The organism is Paenibacillus sp. Soil522 (assembly GCF_001428245.1).
Classification (GTDB): Bacteria; Bacillota; Bacilli; order Paenibacillales; family Paenibacillaceae; genus Pristimantibacillus.
This window is the reverse complement of the sequence record NZ_LMRV01000088.1, coordinates 66,557-81,472: the sequence shown is the minus strand read 5'-3', so window position 1 is coordinate 81,472 and position 14,916 is coordinate 66,557. Positions and strand designations below refer to the sequence as shown.

Here is a 14,916-nt window from a genome sequence, read left to right as displayed (position 1 = left end):
CGTGCAGGACGATCCGCAAAAGCGGGAGATTATAAATCGGCGTCATTTTTCGTTTCGATTGAACTTATTTTTCTTTATTACGTTCGCATTGTTTAGCGTGTTGATCGTTCGGTTAGCCATTTTGCAGTTCGTAGAGGGACCGACACTTAGCGCGGAAGGCATCGGCAAAAGCACACGAAGCGTCAAGATTCCGCCGATAAGGGGCAATATTTACGATTCTACAGGCTATGCGATCGCATATTCCACATCGACCCAATCGTTGTATTTCAGCATTCAGCCGGAGCTTAAGCTTGAAGATGCGAAAGAGAATGCGAAGGAAATGGCTGCAAAATTGCAAGAGGTGTTCACAAAGTACGGAAATCCTGCCAAGGCGATGACGGTGGATGATATCATCCGGCAGATGGACCTTGATTTCAGACGGAATACGATATCAACCCCAAGGCGTATCAAATCCGGTTTGACGAAGTGGGAAATCGCTTATTTTATGGAAAACCGCACGTCGTTCAAAGGCATCGACATCATGGAGGAAAGCGTCCGGAACTATGATGCCGATTCCATTTCCGTTCAATTAGTGGGCTATTTAAAAAAGTATAAGGGCGTTCGGGAAACGGTAGATTTCTACAAGGAAAAAAGCGCCCAAGAGGATCCGACTCTGCAATATTTGGAGGAAGAGGATGTCGGCATGGATGGCCTGGAGTATATGTACCAGGATGTTCTTCGGGGAAAAAACGGCTTGAAGACGTATCCCGTTAACAATGCAGAGCGTATTATTGGACCGATGCAAATTACGAATCCGGAAAAGGGCTCAGACATTTATCTGACCATTAACAAAAACGTGCAGCTGAAAACAGAAGAAGCCATCATGAATCAATTGAAAAAAATATCAACCTCATCCAATCGATACGAGCGGGCGGAATACGCCAAAACCGGCTTTGCCGTTGCGATGGAAGTCGATACCGGTAAAGTGGTGGCGATGGCAAGCATGCCTGATTACGACCCGAACATTTGGGCAGGCGGCCGCATTAGCGCGGAGGACTACGAGAACTTCTCGAATGTACTTGAGAACGGAACGATTCGCAGTGTTTACGGCAAGTACGAAACGAAGGCAGAGCGCGACAAGCACCCTTCGTCCATCGTGCCGCCGGGATCTACATTGAAGCCGTTATCTGTTCTTATCGGGTTAAATGAGGGATTGTTTACGCTGTCAACCATTTATCAGGATATAGGGGTATTTTATTTTGGTAAAAAAGGCTATCAGCGTCCTATCAAAAATTCTCAAAGTCACGTGTACGGGAACATTGACGGAGCGGGCGCGATCCAGCATTCATCCAACCCCTTCATGGCTGCAATGGTCGGCAATAAGCTCTACATGCGCGGTGAAACGAACGGCAAGAGCAGCGTCGAGATTTGGGATGATTATATGAAGCAATTCGGTCTTGGCGTGTTGACCGGAAGCGGCCTGCCAAATGAATCGAAGGGCGTCATCGAGTATTTTAGCGAGGCTGAGCGAGGCAGTGCCCAGTCCGCCCTTATTTTTGCCTCCTTTGGACAGCAGGGCCGTTATACGACGCTGCAGCTTGCTCAGTACGCGACTATGCTAGCAAATCGGGGAAAGCGGTTGAAGCCGCAATTCGTCAACGAGATTAAAGACGCAGGCGGAAATCTCATTCAGAGCTTCAAGCCTGAGATATTGAATACGGTAGACATTCCGGCAGCTTATTGGAAAGAGATTGAAGAAGGCATGTCGAAGGTTAGCTCCCAAGGCTTCGAAGGCTTTGAGTACAGCTATAGGCGTAAAACGGGAACGTCCGAGCAGGACGTAGCATCCCGCCGGGCGGAAAATGCCGTCTTTATCGCTTATGCTCCTGCAGAGAATCCTAAGCTTGCGGTAGCGGTTATTGTACCGGATGGCGGCTTCGGGGGTTATGGCGCATCGCCTATCGCACGGCAAATTTTCGATGCTTACGATGAGGAAGTCGGATTGACCGGTATGCCTAAGAAGAAGCCGGTAGTTGGAGCGAATGCTGCTGGCGCTGTGTCCGGCACGATTGAATAAGTAGGTTTACATGAAAAAAGGCAGGTTGGAGCGTATGCTCCGGCCTGCCTTTTTTTTGGCAATAATAGCCCATCTAAAAATAAATGTTGCATTGAGGAAACATTTTTGTGTATTATTAAAAAAAAGGCTTTAGGCAAACTATGATTCATAAGTGCAAATTATGAAACATATAAAAAATGATAAGGGTGCAGGAGGTTTTTATTTATGCGTAAAACGTTCAAGACGAATTCAGCTCTTCACAGATTCATGATGACAATTGTTTTTTTGGCGGTGGCTGCGATAGTGACGTCAGCCTGCGGGCAGGAAGCGGGGAACGGCAAGCTGATCATTACCGCGACGACAGGGATGATCACGGACGTTGTTCAGCAGGTAGGCGGCGAGTATGTCGAGGCAAGCGGTTTGATGGGAGCGGGAATCGATCCCCATCTTTACAAGGCATCGCAAGGCGATGTGAAGAAGCTGGACGATGCAGACGTTGTCTTCTATAACGGCTTGCACTTGGAGGGCAAGATGGCCGAGATGTTCGAGGAGCTGGAGCAGCGTAAGCCAACGGTTGCCGTATCCAAGTATTTGACCGAAGAGCAGCTGCATGCCGCTCCAGATCAAGGTGCAGGCATGCATGACCCGCATATTTGGTTTAATGTGAAGCTCTGGATTTCCGCAACGGAAGTCATTCGCGATACATTGATCGAGAAAGATCCCTCGCATGCTGATTATTACAAAGAGCATGCAGCGGCGTATATAAAAGAGCTCGAAAAGCTTGATGCTTACGCTAAGGAGCAAATGGCTTTAATCCCTGAAGCAAGCCGTATTCTCGTAACAGCGCATGATGCCTTTGGCTATTTTGGCGAGGCATACGGTTTAACTGTTACGGGTCTGCAGGGAATGAATACGATGTCGGAATACGGCTCGAAGGATGTAAGCAAGCTGCGTGATTTCTTGGTGGAGAAAAAAATTAAAGCGGTCTTTATCGAATCCAGCGTGCCAAAAAAATCGATTGAGTCGGTCATTGAAGGCGCGCGTAAATTAGGCCATGAAGTGACGATTGGCGGAGAGCTGTTCTCCGATGCGATGGGAGATGCGGGAACGGTGGAAGGAACTTATATCGGAATGGTGAAGCACAACGTAGATACGATTGTGGCAGCGTTGAAATAGGACAGAAGCAAGGAAAGCGAGTGATGAAACATGAGCCAAACTCATACAGCAGCGAAGCAGAATGCGAAGACGATTGCCCCGCTTGCCATTAAGGGATTAAGCGTGGCGTATCAGAAGAAGCCAGTGCTAAGAAACGTATCCTTTGAAGTAACCGAAGGGGAGCTGATCGGCGTAATCGGCCCGAATGGCGCCGGGAAATCGACGCTGATGAAGGCGGCGCTTGGACTCATACCGAGCTTAGGCGGAGAAGTGCTGGTGTACGGGAAGCCTTATAAGCAGCAGCGCAAAATGATCGGCTATGTCCCGCAGCGCGAATCGGTCGATTGGGATTTTCCGACGAATGCCCTCGATGTTGTACTCATGGGACGATATGGTCATTTGGGCTGGTTCCGTCGTCCCAGCGCCAAGGACAAGGCGTTAGCGCTTGAATGCCTTAACAAGGTTGGGATGGCCGATTTCGCGGACAGGCAAATTAGCCAGCTGTCGGGCGGACAGCAGCAGCGCGTGTTTCTAGCCCGCGCGCTGGCGCAGGACGCTAAGCTGTATTTTATGGATGAGCCGTTCGCAGGCGTTGACGCCGCGACGGAGAAGGCGATTATTACGCTTCTGCAGGAGCTGAAGCTGCAGGGGAAAACGGTGATTGTCGTCCACCATGATCTGGCGACGGTACAGGATTATTTCGACTCGGTCTTGCTGCTTAATGTTGAGCTGCAGGCATTCGGCCCTACGGCGCAAGCCTTTACGCAGGAGCAGCTGCAGCGTACTTACGGCGGCAGGCTCGCCTTCCTTGATCGCAGCCATACATCTCCGTCAATAAATGGCGGAAAGGGTGAATGATTGATGGAAACGATATGGTCAATGCTGGCTGATCCGAATATGCAGTGGATTTTTCTCGGCTGTACGCTGCTTGGTTTAAGCAGCGGCGTTATTGGATGCTTCTCTTATTTGAGAAAACAAAGCTTGATGGGCGACACGCTGGCTCATGCGGCACTGCCGGGAATATGTATCGCTTTTATGTTAACGGGAGTTAAATCAATCGGACTATTTCTAATCGGTGCTGGTGCAGCAGGCATTATCGCTACATTCGGTATTGGATATATCACACGAAACTCTAAGCTGAAGCAGGATGCGGCAATGGGCATTGTGCTGTCGGGATTTTTTGGTCTCGGAATTGTGCTCCTTACGTTAATTCAGCATGGCGACTACGGCAATCAAGCGGGCCTGGATAAATTTTTGTTCGGGCAGGCGGCTTCGATGATCGCTTCGGACGTCATTACAATGACGATCGTATGCGTATCGCTTATAACGGTATGCACCTTGCTGTTTAAACAATTCAAGATCATCTCCTTCGATCCGGGATTTGCAAGAGGCATCGGTTATCCGGTAGCTTTTCTCGAGCAATTGCTTATGCTCCTGGTCGTCGTGGCTGTCGTTGCCGGCATACAAGCGGTAGGCGTCGTGCTAGTCGCGGCGCTGCTTATTACGCCAGCCGTATCGGCGAGGTATTGGACGGACCGGCTTGGATTAATGGTTGTATTGTCAGGCTTGTTCGGCGGATTTAGCGGTGCGGTAGGTACTTGGTTAAGCGCGTCCGTGTCCAATTTGCCAACGGGCCCGGTAACGGTACTGGCTGCAACGCTGCTCTTCTGTATTTCGGTCTTATTTGGTCCGCAGCGCGGCTTGATCGCCAAGCGGCTGCTGCGCCAGAGAGTGAAGCAGCGCTTTAACCTTGACAACGAGCCTCTCATTGAGGGCAGCGCGAAGAAGGAGGCGGCCATATGAGCGACTTTTGGATTTTGCTTACGGGAGCGCTCGTAGCAAGCTGCTGCGGCATTCTCGGCGTATTTCTGGTGCTTCGCAAAATGGCGATGATAGGCGATGCGATCAGCCACTCCGTCATGCCGGGAATCGTCATTGCGTTTCTGCTCAGCGGCTCGCGCGATTCGCTGCTTATGATGTTCGCGGCACTAGTATTCGGCTTGCTGACGACGTTCCTAATTCAAATGTTTCAGCAAAGCGGCATTCAATCGGATGCATCGATCGGGGTTGTGTTCACCTCTCTGTTCGCGATCGGGGTCGTTCTTGTTAGTTTATATGCGCGTCAGGCGCATTTGGACCAGGATGCGATTTTGTACGGTGAAATCGCATATGTGCATTGGAATTTATTCGAGCTGGGCGGTATAAACCTGGGACCGAAGGCGGTATGGCTGCTCGGCGTAACGCTGTTCATTATTACGGCAGTGATCGGCTTGTTTTACAAGCAATTCAAGCTATGCGCGTTTGATCCGGCGCTTGCGGCAGCAATCGGCATTCCGGTAGCGCTCTTTCATTATTTACTGATGGGCCTCGTCTCCATGGCAACGGTCAGCTCCTTTGAGAGTGTGGGAGCTATTCTTGTCGTAGGCTTGCTGATTATTCCGGCATCCACCGCTTATTTGCTGACAGACAGGCTCGGTCTCATGATCGGCCTGAGTGTTGCAGTCGGCATAGCGAGCACGTTTATCGGTTACGGAGCAGCCGTCCTGCTTGATGCCTCTATCGCAGGCTGCATGGTCTGCGCAGCATTGTTATTGTTCGTTCTCGCTTTTTTATTCTCGCCGTCGCATGGCATTATTATCAAAAAGCTTCGGATAAGAAAGCTCGCATAACCGTTTTTTTATAGGAAGTAAGCTGGGGAAAATAGGACGAAGCAGATGCTGCATTTGCTTTGTCCTATTTCTGCCTTATAGCTTCCTTTAACAGTTTAGAGCGCCCGCAGCCGAGGTGAATAGGACTATTGCACAGTAAGCAAATGTACAGGCCGGGGAGCATGCTTTCGCGTTCAAGCGGAGGCTGCTCTTTTTTTAATATAAGAAATGTGCGGGCCCTTCTAAGTTTGTAAAGCGACTTTCGTTTGGAATCTGTCGTAAATGTGCTAAAATAATTTACTAGTTAGGTAACAATGAGACGGCATTTACGAGGAGGCACAATAATGGGAGATTACAAACTGGTTGCGCTCGACATGGATGGGACGCTGCTGAATGAGCAAAGTGAAATTAGTGCGGAAAATGCCGAGTGGATTCAAAAAGCGCTGGATGCAGGCGTCATCGTCAGCTTCTCCACAGGACGGGGCTTTCGCAGCGCTCTGCCCTTCGCGGAGCAGCTGAAGCTGGAGACGCCTATGATTACGGTAAACGGCAGCGAAATATGGCATCGCCCGCATGTGCTGCATAAGCGCACGCATCTAAGCCCCGTTTACGTGCAAAGGCTGCATGAGCTTGCTCTCGTACACGGCGAGCCTTGGTTCTGGGCTTATACGGCCTCAGATATTTTCAATAAAGAAAAGTGGATTAGCCCCGCTGACGATTATGAAGCGCATCATTGGCTGAAATTTGGCTATTACACGGAGGATGACAGTATCAGAGAGAAGCTGCTCGCGGAAGTGCAAAGCTGGGGAGCGCTTGAGATTACGAATTCATCGCCTTGGAATTTAGAGCTTAATCCGCAAGGCGTATCGAAGGCAAGCGCGCTTCAAGAGCTGTGCGGCCTGCTCAATATCGACATGTCGCAAGTCGTTGCAGTAGGCGACAGTCTGAACGATATTGCAGCCATTCGCGAAGCAGGACTAGGCGTAGCAATGGGAAATGCGCAGGAAGCAGTTAAGGAAGCTGCAGATTTCATCACATATACGAATGATGAGCATGGAGTTGCAGAGGTAATCAAACGATACGTTTTGAAAGGATGAGGAACGTATGGACATTTTAGGCTGGATATTAGTTATTTTGTTATTCGTTGTGGGGATGGCCGGGGCTGTTTACCCGATTCTGCCCGGGGCGCTTGCCATTTATGGAGCATTTTTTGTTTATGGATTATTTTTCTCATTTAGCGAGTTTGGCGTTTGGTTTTGGCTCATCCAGACCCTTATCGTTATCGTGCTGTTTATTGCCGATTATGCTGTCAGCGCTTGGGGCGTCAAACGGTTCGGCGGCTCGCGAGCCTCGATTATCGGCAGTACGATCGGCCTAATATTTGGTCCATTCGTCATTCCTGTGCTTGGTCTTATCATTGGTCCCTTTGCCGGCGCTGTGATCGGTGAAATGATTATTGGTACGAGCTTAGAGAAGTCCCTCAAGGTCGGTCTTGGATCGGTCGTTGGATTATTTACCAGCGTTGTTGTGAAAGTTATTTTGCAGCTGGCGATGATTGTATTGTTTGTGCTATGGCTTGTATTCTAAATATTTGCATGAAGAGGTGGATAACTGGTGATTAAAGTGACGGTATGGAACGAGTTTTTACATGAGAAATTCCATGAGGAAGTAAAGAACGTATATCCGGACGGCATCCATCAAGCTTTGGCGAAAGGAATTGCCGGAAGCGATATTGAAGTCGCAACAGCGACGCTTGAGGAGCCGGAGCATGGACTTACGGCCGATCGTCTTGCGAATACGGACGTTCTGATTTGGTGGGGACATATGGGGCATGAGCGGGTCGATGATGCCATCGTTGAACGCGTTCATCAGCGCGTAATGGAGGGCATGGGCCTGATCGTGCTTCATTCCGGTCATTTCTCGAAAATATTCAAAAAGCTGATGGGTACGGGCTGCGATTTGAAATGGCGCGAAGCAGGCGAGAAGGAGCGGCTATGGGTCGTTAACCCGGCGCATCCGATTGCGGCGGGCTTGCCGGAATACATTACGCTGGAGCATGAGGAAATGTACGGCGAGCACTTCGATATCCCGGCGCCGGACGAGCTTATATTCGTAAGCTGGTTCGAAGGCGGAGAAGTGTTTCGCAGCGGCTGCACGTTTAATCGCGGCCAAGGCAAAATCTTTTATTTCCGTCCGGGACATGAGACATACCCGACTTACTATAACCCGCAGGTGCTTCAGGTCATTCAGAACGGCGTCCGCTGGGCAGCGCCATCGAATGCAGCAGTGCCGGTTCGCGGCAACCACCAGCCGCTGGAGCCAATCGGCAATAAAGGATAGGGAGACTAGGACATACCATTATGTTGAAAAAAGACTCATTAATTAAAGGTACGCTTATACTTACGGCCGCTGCCCTGGTCGTTCGCTTTCTCGGGCTGTTCCAGCGTATTCCGCTCGACTATATGCTGGGGCCGGTAGGGCAGGCGTCCGTTAACTCTGCTAATACCATCTATTTGCTGCTTCTTACGATCGCTACGGGCGGTATTCCGCTTTCTATTAGCAAAATGATATCGCAGCGTTATGCGCTTGGCAGACCCGAAGAGGCCAAGCGCATCTATCAGGCGGCGTTGATGTTCGGCGCAGTCACAGGACTTTTGCTGACTTTTGCGATGTTTGTTTTTGCGCCAGCTTATGCACGCATTTCGAAGGTGCCGGATTCTGTCTTATCTCTGCAAGCTATAGCTCCTTCGCTTCTGCTGTTCCCGATAATTGCGATGATGCGCGGTTATTTTCAAGGCAGACAAATCATGTCAGCCGGCGGCATATCGCAAATCATGGAACAAATATTGCGCATCATCGGCGGAATCGGACTAGCGCTTATCGTGCTAGGCTTAGGCTGGGGTGATAAGTACGGCGCTGCGGCAATTGCTTTCGGTTCTGTACTCGGAAGCATCGGCGCATTTTCCGTCATGATGTGGTTTGCGCGAAAGCTGAAAAAGCAGGATCGTACAGAAGTTTTGGCAGCTGACAGAGAAAATGCGGTTAAGGCAAGCTCGAACCTGCCATTTCGGACTATTTACCGGGAAATATTCAGAACCTCCATTGCGGCAGTCGTAACGGCAATGACGGTGCAGTTTGTTTATTTTTTCGATCAGACGCTTTTTATGAGGCTGACAGCTGCTTTTTACAGTCATGAAACGGCAACTAAAGTATTCGCTGAGTACACAACCAAAGCGATGGGCATTGCCGGCATCCCTCCGATTCTGGCTATCGCGCTCGGAGCATCGATTATACCGGTCATATCTTCGGCCTATTCCTTGAAGAATATGCAAGAAGTACAACGGCAATCCTCGCTCGTGATGCGGATCGTTTGCTTTACCGGCGTACCTGTTGCTATGCTGCTTACGGTCGCTTCCTATTCGGTAACGGGCCTTTTATTTATGAAACCAAGCGGCAGCGATATTGTCGCGTTGCTTACGGCTGGAGCCATTTTTCAAATTACGATGATGATTTCGAATTCGATATTGTACGGACTAAACAAGCCAAAGATTCCTATGTACCATACGTTTATCGGAATCGGCCTAAAGATCGTGTCCAGTCTTGCACTTGCGCCTGTGCTTGGCGTATACGGACTTATCATTGGATCATCGATTTGCTTCGTCGTTATTACGATGCTGAATGTAAGAACAATCAATAAAGAAGTCAATCTAAATATACTGGGCGGCAAGTGGTTGGCCTATTTGGTAGCGGTCGCTGTACCAGCCCTGGCTGGCTGGGGCGCCGAGTATGGAATACTTGCTTTGACGGAAGCATGGATTGAAAAGCTGTCCTATTTATTGGCTGCTGCAGTTACTTCAGTCATAGTAGGAGGACTTTATCTCATTTTGCTGGCGGCGCTTCGTGTCATAACGCCGGAGGATGTGCGCTCTTTCCCTGGACCGCTGCGCAAGATACTGAATCTTGTTTTAAAGCCGTTCTATAGAAAAGCGGTTTAATCGATTGAATGTATATAAAAATGACGCATTCCTTAAAACGGATTGCGTCATTTTTTTTAGCCTCTATAAAGCTAGCAAATTCGACAAAACTATTTCTTTCCATACATTTACAAAATAGAGAGTCTCCTGTACAATAAATAGAGTTTGTCAGTTAAGATGGCCTACTATATTACTTAATAAAAGGAGACGTACGAATGAGAAGATTTTTCGCAAGACCAAGCAAATTAATCGTACTTTTACTAGTGTTTACGCTCGTTTTTGTAGCAGGCTGTCAGTCGATTTCAAACCTTGATTTCAATACGGTATTAAAAAACTCTCTTAAGGTTGAATCGAGTGAAAGCAAACAATCGGTAGAGCTTAAGCTTTTGCTGGATGAAGCGGCATACGATGGCCTCTCCAAAGAGGATCTCGCGCTTATGAAGCTGGTGTCAAGCTTGAAATTGCAGTTTGATAACGTAAAGATGCAGGATAGCTCGCATGTTTCCTTTGACGGCAGCTTGATTTTGGGAGATACTACGAGCATTAAGTTTTCGCTCAAAATGTCCGATACGCTTGCGGTAATGGAGCTTGAAGGCGCAAAGCACCCGTTCGTGCTTGATCTGACAAGCGAGAGCTTGCTTGGATTGACGGGTATGCCTATTGAAGCAGCAGCAACAGAAGTGCCGGCAATAGATGAAGAAGCTTTAACGGCGCTGGGCCATGATATGATCGATACAATCGGCACATACGTCATCCAAAACCTGCCGAATCCGGATCGCATTCAGGTGAAATCAGTCAATGAAGCGATTAACGGCTCTTCAACTTCCTTGATGCAAGTACATATCGACCTGAATGGCACTGAAATTTGGGCTTGGGTAAAAAAATATGTCGATGCGCTGATCGCTGACCGTGCAGGCTTGGATCAAATGGTAGCAGGCGTGTTCGAAATTCTCAAAAGCAACCCGGACTTATGGGCAGCCTTCGGCACGGTCAATCCTTTAGAGGAAGGCGGACTTGACGCTCCTAAATATGAGGAAGTGCTGAAGGAAGCGACGGATGGTTTTGCGCTGCTTCTGACCGAATTGCAAGGAGAGCTGAAGCGGCTTGAGGAAGAGGATAAAGAAACGCTGGATCAAATATTCAGCAAGGATCTAACGATTAAAGCGGATGTTTACGTGGACAACAAGCTTGATATCCGCAAGCAAGCGTATGAGCTTTCTTACGTGCCGACTGAAGTTCCGGAGTATGGCATACTGCCGCTTAAAGGACTGACGATCAAGGTAGAGAGCGAGTCTTGGAATGTTAACGGCGAAGTCAAGGCGGAAGCGCCGATCGCATCCAAATCGGATATCCCTGCCGATAAATTGTTTGGCATGCAAGGCTATCAGGTATTGAAGCAGTTTGATGAGAAATCAACGATCTACGACCTGTTGAAAAATAAGCTGCATATTGGCAAACAGAATATTACTTGGTATTCAGGCCAATCGTATAATCCGGCAATTGTGACTGCCAGCAACATAACGATCATTCCGCTCCGCGATACGGTCGAACAGCTTGGCGGCGTGATCACATACGATAAGAAAACAAAAGGCTTAAAGGTGTTCGACGATGCGACGAAAACGACAATTACAGTGAAGCTTGGCAGCGATATCGCATTCGTTAATGGCAAAAAAGTAAAATGGTCATTCCCAGTAACCGTTATTGACGGGGTAACCTACGTCCCTGCACGCAATTTTGCTTCGGCGTTAAAAGCAAAGATTGGCTGGGAGAAACTTGACGATGATTTGAAAATATTTACGTTTGATCGGGAAGTCTAAGCAAAGGCTTACAAATCGTTAAAAATTTAATACGATATGTTTAGGGGTGCAGCATGAAAAAATTGACGACGGACGCGGAATTTCGCGAGGCAGTTGCAAGCGAAGGGCTCACTATTGCCTTATTCAAAACAACCTGGTGCAAGGATTGTCACTTTATTAACCCGTTTATGCCGGATTTGGAGCGTCAGTACGAAGGCAAGGTCAATTTTGCAGAGATTGACCGCGATGATCTTCCTGACCTATGCTCCGAGCTGAACATATTAGGAATTCCGAGCTTTATCGCCTTCCGCGGCAGTCAGGAGCTTATCCGCTTCGTGAGCAAGCTGCGCAAGACGCGCGAGGAAATCGAGGAATTCGTAAACCGGGCCATACAAGTCAGCGATGCGCTGAGCCATAAGTAATCGAAAGTCCGCGCTTAAGGGAAAGGTTCCTCCTTAGCGCGGGCTTTCCTTTTATTTATTGCGCTTCTACCCGGAAGTGTCACATTTTCAACATGGCTTTTGCCTTATTTTATGGCTATAATTGTACTGTTATTAAAACACGAAATAAGGTGATTTTATTATGGTAACCGGGCGTTTTCGCGCGTTAGCTATCGCTTCGTGCATCGGAATGCTTCTTGTACTGCTCGGCGGGGCACTAGTCACGAATACAGATTCAGGCCGCGGCTGCGGTGATGATTGGCCGTTGTGCAATGGGAAATTAGTCCCTGCTTATACGATCGAATCCTTGATTGAATATTCACATCGGCTTGTAACGGGTGCCGAAGGCCTTCTTGTTCTGGCTGTTTGTATAATAATGATTTTGCAGTTTAGGAAAGACAGGCAGGGCTTTAAGGAGCCTTTGTTTTATGCCGCTGGGGCATTGCTGTTCACAGTTATCCAAGCGTTAATGGGAGCAGCAGCCGTTATGTGGCCCCAATCACCGCCTATTATGGCGATTCATTTCGGAATTTCATTAATCGCGTTCGCTTCTACATTGCTGCTGGTAATCTGGACGTTCCGCGCTAAAAATGGACCGCCGGTGGTGTTTCAAGTACCGCGTTCCATCTTTCCCCGCGTGCTTCTAACATCTGTTTATAGTTATGTTGTTGTATATTTGGGCGCATTCATCCGGCATACCGATTCTGGCGGAGGCTGCGTAGGCTGGCCGCTTTGCAACGGAGAGATCGTTCCGGAGATTAATGGTGCGACAGGAGCCGTATTTATACACCGGGCGGCTGCTTTGCTGCTAGCGATCAGCCTGGCAGGCTTGTACGTTCACATTCGCAGAGTCAGCTACGGCGCATGGGGTTTAACGAAGCCGGCGGCATGGACGCTTGGGCTTGTCATTGCTCAAGTATTCAGCGGCGCGCTGCTGACATTAACGATTACGAATCCGGAGTGGTTTTTGTTCACCAACTTATTGCATAATTTGATTGTTACCGGCTTGTTCGGATTATTAATGGATATTTTAGTTCGTTCGTGGCGGTTAAGGGAAGGGCGTGAAGGATAGTGAGCTTTAATAATTTACGGGAATTTTTGGACGTACTGAGGCGTGAAAATGATTTGGCTATTATAGATGCTCCTGTAGATCCTAATCTTGAGGTAGCAGAAATTCATCGGCGGGTAATCGATGCAGGAGGACCCGCTTTGTTATTCACGAACGTGAAGGGGAGTCCTTTCCCGATCGTCACGAACCTGTTCGGGACAAGCCGTAGAGTCGATCTTGCATTCGGCCCGCGTCCGGAGGCGCTAATGAAGCAAATCATTGGAGCGATGGACCGCGTTCTGCCGCCAACGCCTAAGGCGATTTGGGGCGAGAAAAACTTAATATGGGACATGCTGAAGGTAGGAATGAAGGAAGTGCCTTCCAGCGGTGCGCCTATTCTTCAGGCCTGCAAACGAGAAAATCCGCTTGCAGGTTTGCCTGCGATCACGAGCTGGCAGGATGACGGAGGTCCGTTCATCACGCTTCCGCTCGTTTATACGGAGCACCCTGAGCACCGGAAGCAGCATAATCTGGGCATGTACCGCATGCAAATCTTTGATGATCGTACGACGGGGATGCACTGGCAAATACATAAAGGCGGCGGCTTTCATTACCATGAAGCGGAGAAGCGGAATGAAGCGCTGCCGGTATCGGTTTTTCTCGGCGGGCCTCCGGCTCTCATTGCATCGGCGATTGCCCCTGTACCGGAGCATTTGCCGGAGCTGCTGCTTGCATCGCTTATCATCGGCGGCAAGCTTACTGTGGTCAAGGATCCGAACGGCTCTCATCGTATTCCGTCGGAAGCGGAATTCGTCCTTAGCGGCCATGTGCCGCCGCATATCAAAAGGCCGGAGGGTCCATTCGGCGATCATTACGGTTATTACTCGCTTATGCATGATTTCCCGGTTTTTAATGTCAGCCATATGTGGCATCGCAAGGATGCCATATACCCGGCTACAGTAGTAGGCAAGCCCCGTCAAGAGGATTATTATATGGGTGAGTTTCTGCAAAAGCTGCTTTCTCCGGCGTTCCCGATGGCTATGCCGGGAGTTAAGGATTTATGGACTTACGCTGAGACTGGCTTCCATGCGCTTGCTGCTGCTGTCGTAAGGGAAAGCTATTCAAGGGAAGCGCTGACATCCGCATTCCGCATATTGGGCGAGGGCCAGCTAACGTTAACCAAATTCCTTATCGTGACGAATCAGCCGGTCGAGCTCGAAAACTTCCCGGTGCTGCTTGAAACGGTTCTTGAGCGTTTCCGTCCGGAAACGGATCTGTTTATCTTCGATAATACGTCCCACGATACGCTCGATTACACGGGCGGCAAGCTAAACCATGGCAGCAAAGGGGTCATGCTTGGGGTTGGAGAACCGGTTCGCGAGCTTCCCGGCTCGTATACCGGAGGGGCAATCGATGAAATAACGGCTGCACAGCCTTATTGCCGCGGCTGCTTAGTCGTATCAGGCGCATCTTATGCCGAAGAGCCTAAGCTGGCGCAGCGACTGCTTGAGCGCCTCACAGAGAAGGGAACAGAATGGCCGCTCGTTATCCTGGCGGACGACGCAGAGATCGCGGCAGCTCAAACGCCATTTTTATGGACGGTATTTACAAGATTTAATCCGGCAGACGATATTTATGCAAATTCTGATATTCGCCGCCATCATTTTGGCTATAAGCTTCCTATCGTCATCGACGCCAGAATGAAGCCTGGTTATCCGGATGAATTGTTCCCGCGCGAGGATATCGTGAAGCTGGTTGATAAACGCTGGAGCGAATACAAGCTGTAATTTTGTTGAATGGTAAAAAATATCGTTATTCTT

13 protein-coding genes are annotated in these 14,916 nt (G+C 49.1%); all 13 read left to right on the top strand.

All coding sequences use genetic code 11. The annotated features are described in order from the left end of the window. The first annotated feature begins 1 nt into the window (after position 1). The 13 genes from ASG81_RS25800 (at position 2) to ASG81_RS25740 (ending at position 14,883) form a co-directional block, all read left to right on the top strand. Positions 2-2,056 (top strand): peptidoglycan D,D-transpeptidase FtsI family protein, encoded by a 2,055-nt coding sequence (locus tag ASG81_RS25800; protein WP_056641322.1) that lies wholly within the window; start codon positions 2-4, stop codon positions 2,054-2,056. A 204-nt stretch (positions 2,057-2,260) separates the two neighbouring features. Further along, positions 2,261-3,211, top strand: a complete 951-nt coding sequence (locus ASG81_RS25795; protein ID WP_056641320.1) for a metal ABC transporter solute-binding protein, Zn/Mn family — start codon at positions 2,261-2,263, stop codon at positions 3,209-3,211. 30 nt (positions 3,212-3,241) lie between these two features. Next, positions 3,242-4,048 (top strand): metal ABC transporter ATP-binding protein, encoded by an 807-nt coding sequence (locus ASG81_RS25790; protein ID WP_056641317.1) that lies wholly within the window; start codon positions 3,242-3,244, stop codon positions 4,046-4,048. Between the two features lie 3 nt (positions 4,049-4,051). After that, on the top strand, positions 4,052-4,993 hold the full coding sequence (locus tag ASG81_RS25785) for a metal ABC transporter permease (RefSeq protein WP_200961614.1): 942 nt from the start codon (positions 4,052-4,054) through the stop codon (positions 4,991-4,993). Beyond that, the gene (locus tag ASG81_RS25780) at positions 4,990-5,859 is read left to right on the top strand and encodes a metal ABC transporter permease (RefSeq protein ID WP_056641311.1); all 870 of its coding nucleotides are present in this window, start codon (positions 4,990-4,992) and stop codon (positions 5,857-5,859) included. Before ASG81_RS25785 ends, ASG81_RS25780 begins: the two co-directional genes overlap by 4 nt. A 323-nt stretch (positions 5,860-6,182) precedes the next feature. Next, complete coding sequence (locus tag ASG81_RS25775; RefSeq protein WP_056641308.1) at positions 6,183-6,935, top strand: Cof-type HAD-IIB family hydrolase; 753 nt, start codon at positions 6,183-6,185, stop codon at positions 6,933-6,935. A gap of 7 nt (positions 6,936-6,942) precedes the next feature. After that, positions 6,943-7,425 carry a DUF456 domain-containing protein gene (locus ASG81_RS25770; protein ID WP_056641303.1) on the top strand — a complete coding sequence of 161 codons (483 nt, stop codon included), beginning with the start codon at positions 6,943-6,945 and terminating at the stop codon, positions 7,423-7,425. Between the two features lie 27 nt (positions 7,426-7,452). Continuing rightward, positions 7,453-8,178 carry a ThuA domain-containing protein gene (locus tag ASG81_RS25765; RefSeq protein WP_056641299.1) on the top strand — a complete coding sequence of 242 codons (726 nt, stop codon included), beginning with the start codon at positions 7,453-7,455 and terminating at the stop codon, positions 8,176-8,178. Between the two features lie 20 nt (positions 8,179-8,198). Further along, positions 8,199-9,833: a putative polysaccharide biosynthesis protein gene (locus tag ASG81_RS25760; protein WP_056641296.1), complete on the top strand. Its 1,635-nt coding sequence runs from the start codon at positions 8,199-8,201 to the stop codon at positions 9,831-9,833. Between the two features lie 194 nt (positions 9,834-10,027). Then, a complete protein-coding gene (locus ASG81_RS25755) occupies positions 10,028-11,629 on the top strand; it encodes a copper amine oxidase N-terminal domain-containing protein (protein WP_056641293.1) in 1,602 nt (533 codons plus the stop codon). A 53-nt stretch (positions 11,630-11,682) separates the two neighbouring features. Continuing rightward, complete coding sequence (locus tag ASG81_RS25750; RefSeq protein ID WP_056641288.1) at positions 11,683-12,030, top strand: thioredoxin family protein; 348 nt, start codon at positions 11,683-11,685, stop codon at positions 12,028-12,030. A 160-nt stretch (positions 12,031-12,190) separates the two neighbouring features. Continuing rightward, positions 12,191-13,120, top strand: a complete 930-nt coding sequence (locus ASG81_RS25745; protein ID WP_056641286.1) for a COX15/CtaA family protein — start codon at positions 12,191-12,193, stop codon at positions 13,118-13,120. Beyond that, positions 13,120-14,883: a UbiD family decarboxylase gene (locus ASG81_RS25740; protein ID WP_056641282.1), complete on the top strand. Its 1,764-nt coding sequence runs from the start codon at positions 13,120-13,122 to the stop codon at positions 14,881-14,883. Before ASG81_RS25745 ends, ASG81_RS25740 begins: the two co-directional genes overlap by 1 nt. Positions 14,884-14,916 lie beyond the last annotated feature (33 nt).

What these genes read in the sequence shown, in the direction of transcription:
- ASG81_RS25795 (WP_056641320.1), top strand. Translation starts at nt 2,261, where the DNA reads ATGCGTAAAACGTTCAAGACGAATTCAGCTCTTCACAGATTCATGATG.
- ASG81_RS25790 (WP_056641317.1), top strand. Translation starts at nt 3,242, where the DNA reads ATGAGCCAAACTCATACAGCAGCGAAGCAGAATGCGAAGACGATTGCC.
- ASG81_RS25785 (WP_200961614.1), top strand. Translation starts at nt 4,052, where the DNA reads ATGGAAACGATATGGTCAATGCTGGCTGATCCGAATATGCAGTGGATT.
- ASG81_RS25780 (WP_056641311.1), top strand. Translation starts at nt 4,990, where the DNA reads ATGAGCGACTTTTGGATTTTGCTTACGGGAGCGCTCGTAGCAAGCTGC.
- ASG81_RS25775 (WP_056641308.1), top strand. Translation starts at nt 6,183, where the DNA reads ATGGGAGATTACAAACTGGTTGCGCTCGACATGGATGGGACGCTGCTG.
- ASG81_RS25770 (WP_056641303.1), top strand. Translation starts at nt 6,943, where the DNA reads ATGGACATTTTAGGCTGGATATTAGTTATTTTGTTATTCGTTGTGGGG.
- ASG81_RS25760 (WP_056641296.1), top strand. Translation starts at nt 8,199, where the DNA reads ATGTTGAAAAAAGACTCATTAATTAAAGGTACGCTTATACTTACGGCC.
- ASG81_RS25755 (WP_056641293.1), top strand. Translation starts at nt 10,028, where the DNA reads ATGAGAAGATTTTTCGCAAGACCAAGCAAATTAATCGTACTTTTACTA.
- ASG81_RS25750 (WP_056641288.1), top strand. Translation starts at nt 11,683, where the DNA reads ATGAAAAAATTGACGACGGACGCGGAATTTCGCGAGGCAGTTGCAAGC.
- ASG81_RS25745 (WP_056641286.1), top strand. Translation starts at nt 12,191, where the DNA reads ATGGTAACCGGGCGTTTTCGCGCGTTAGCTATCGCTTCGTGCATCGGA.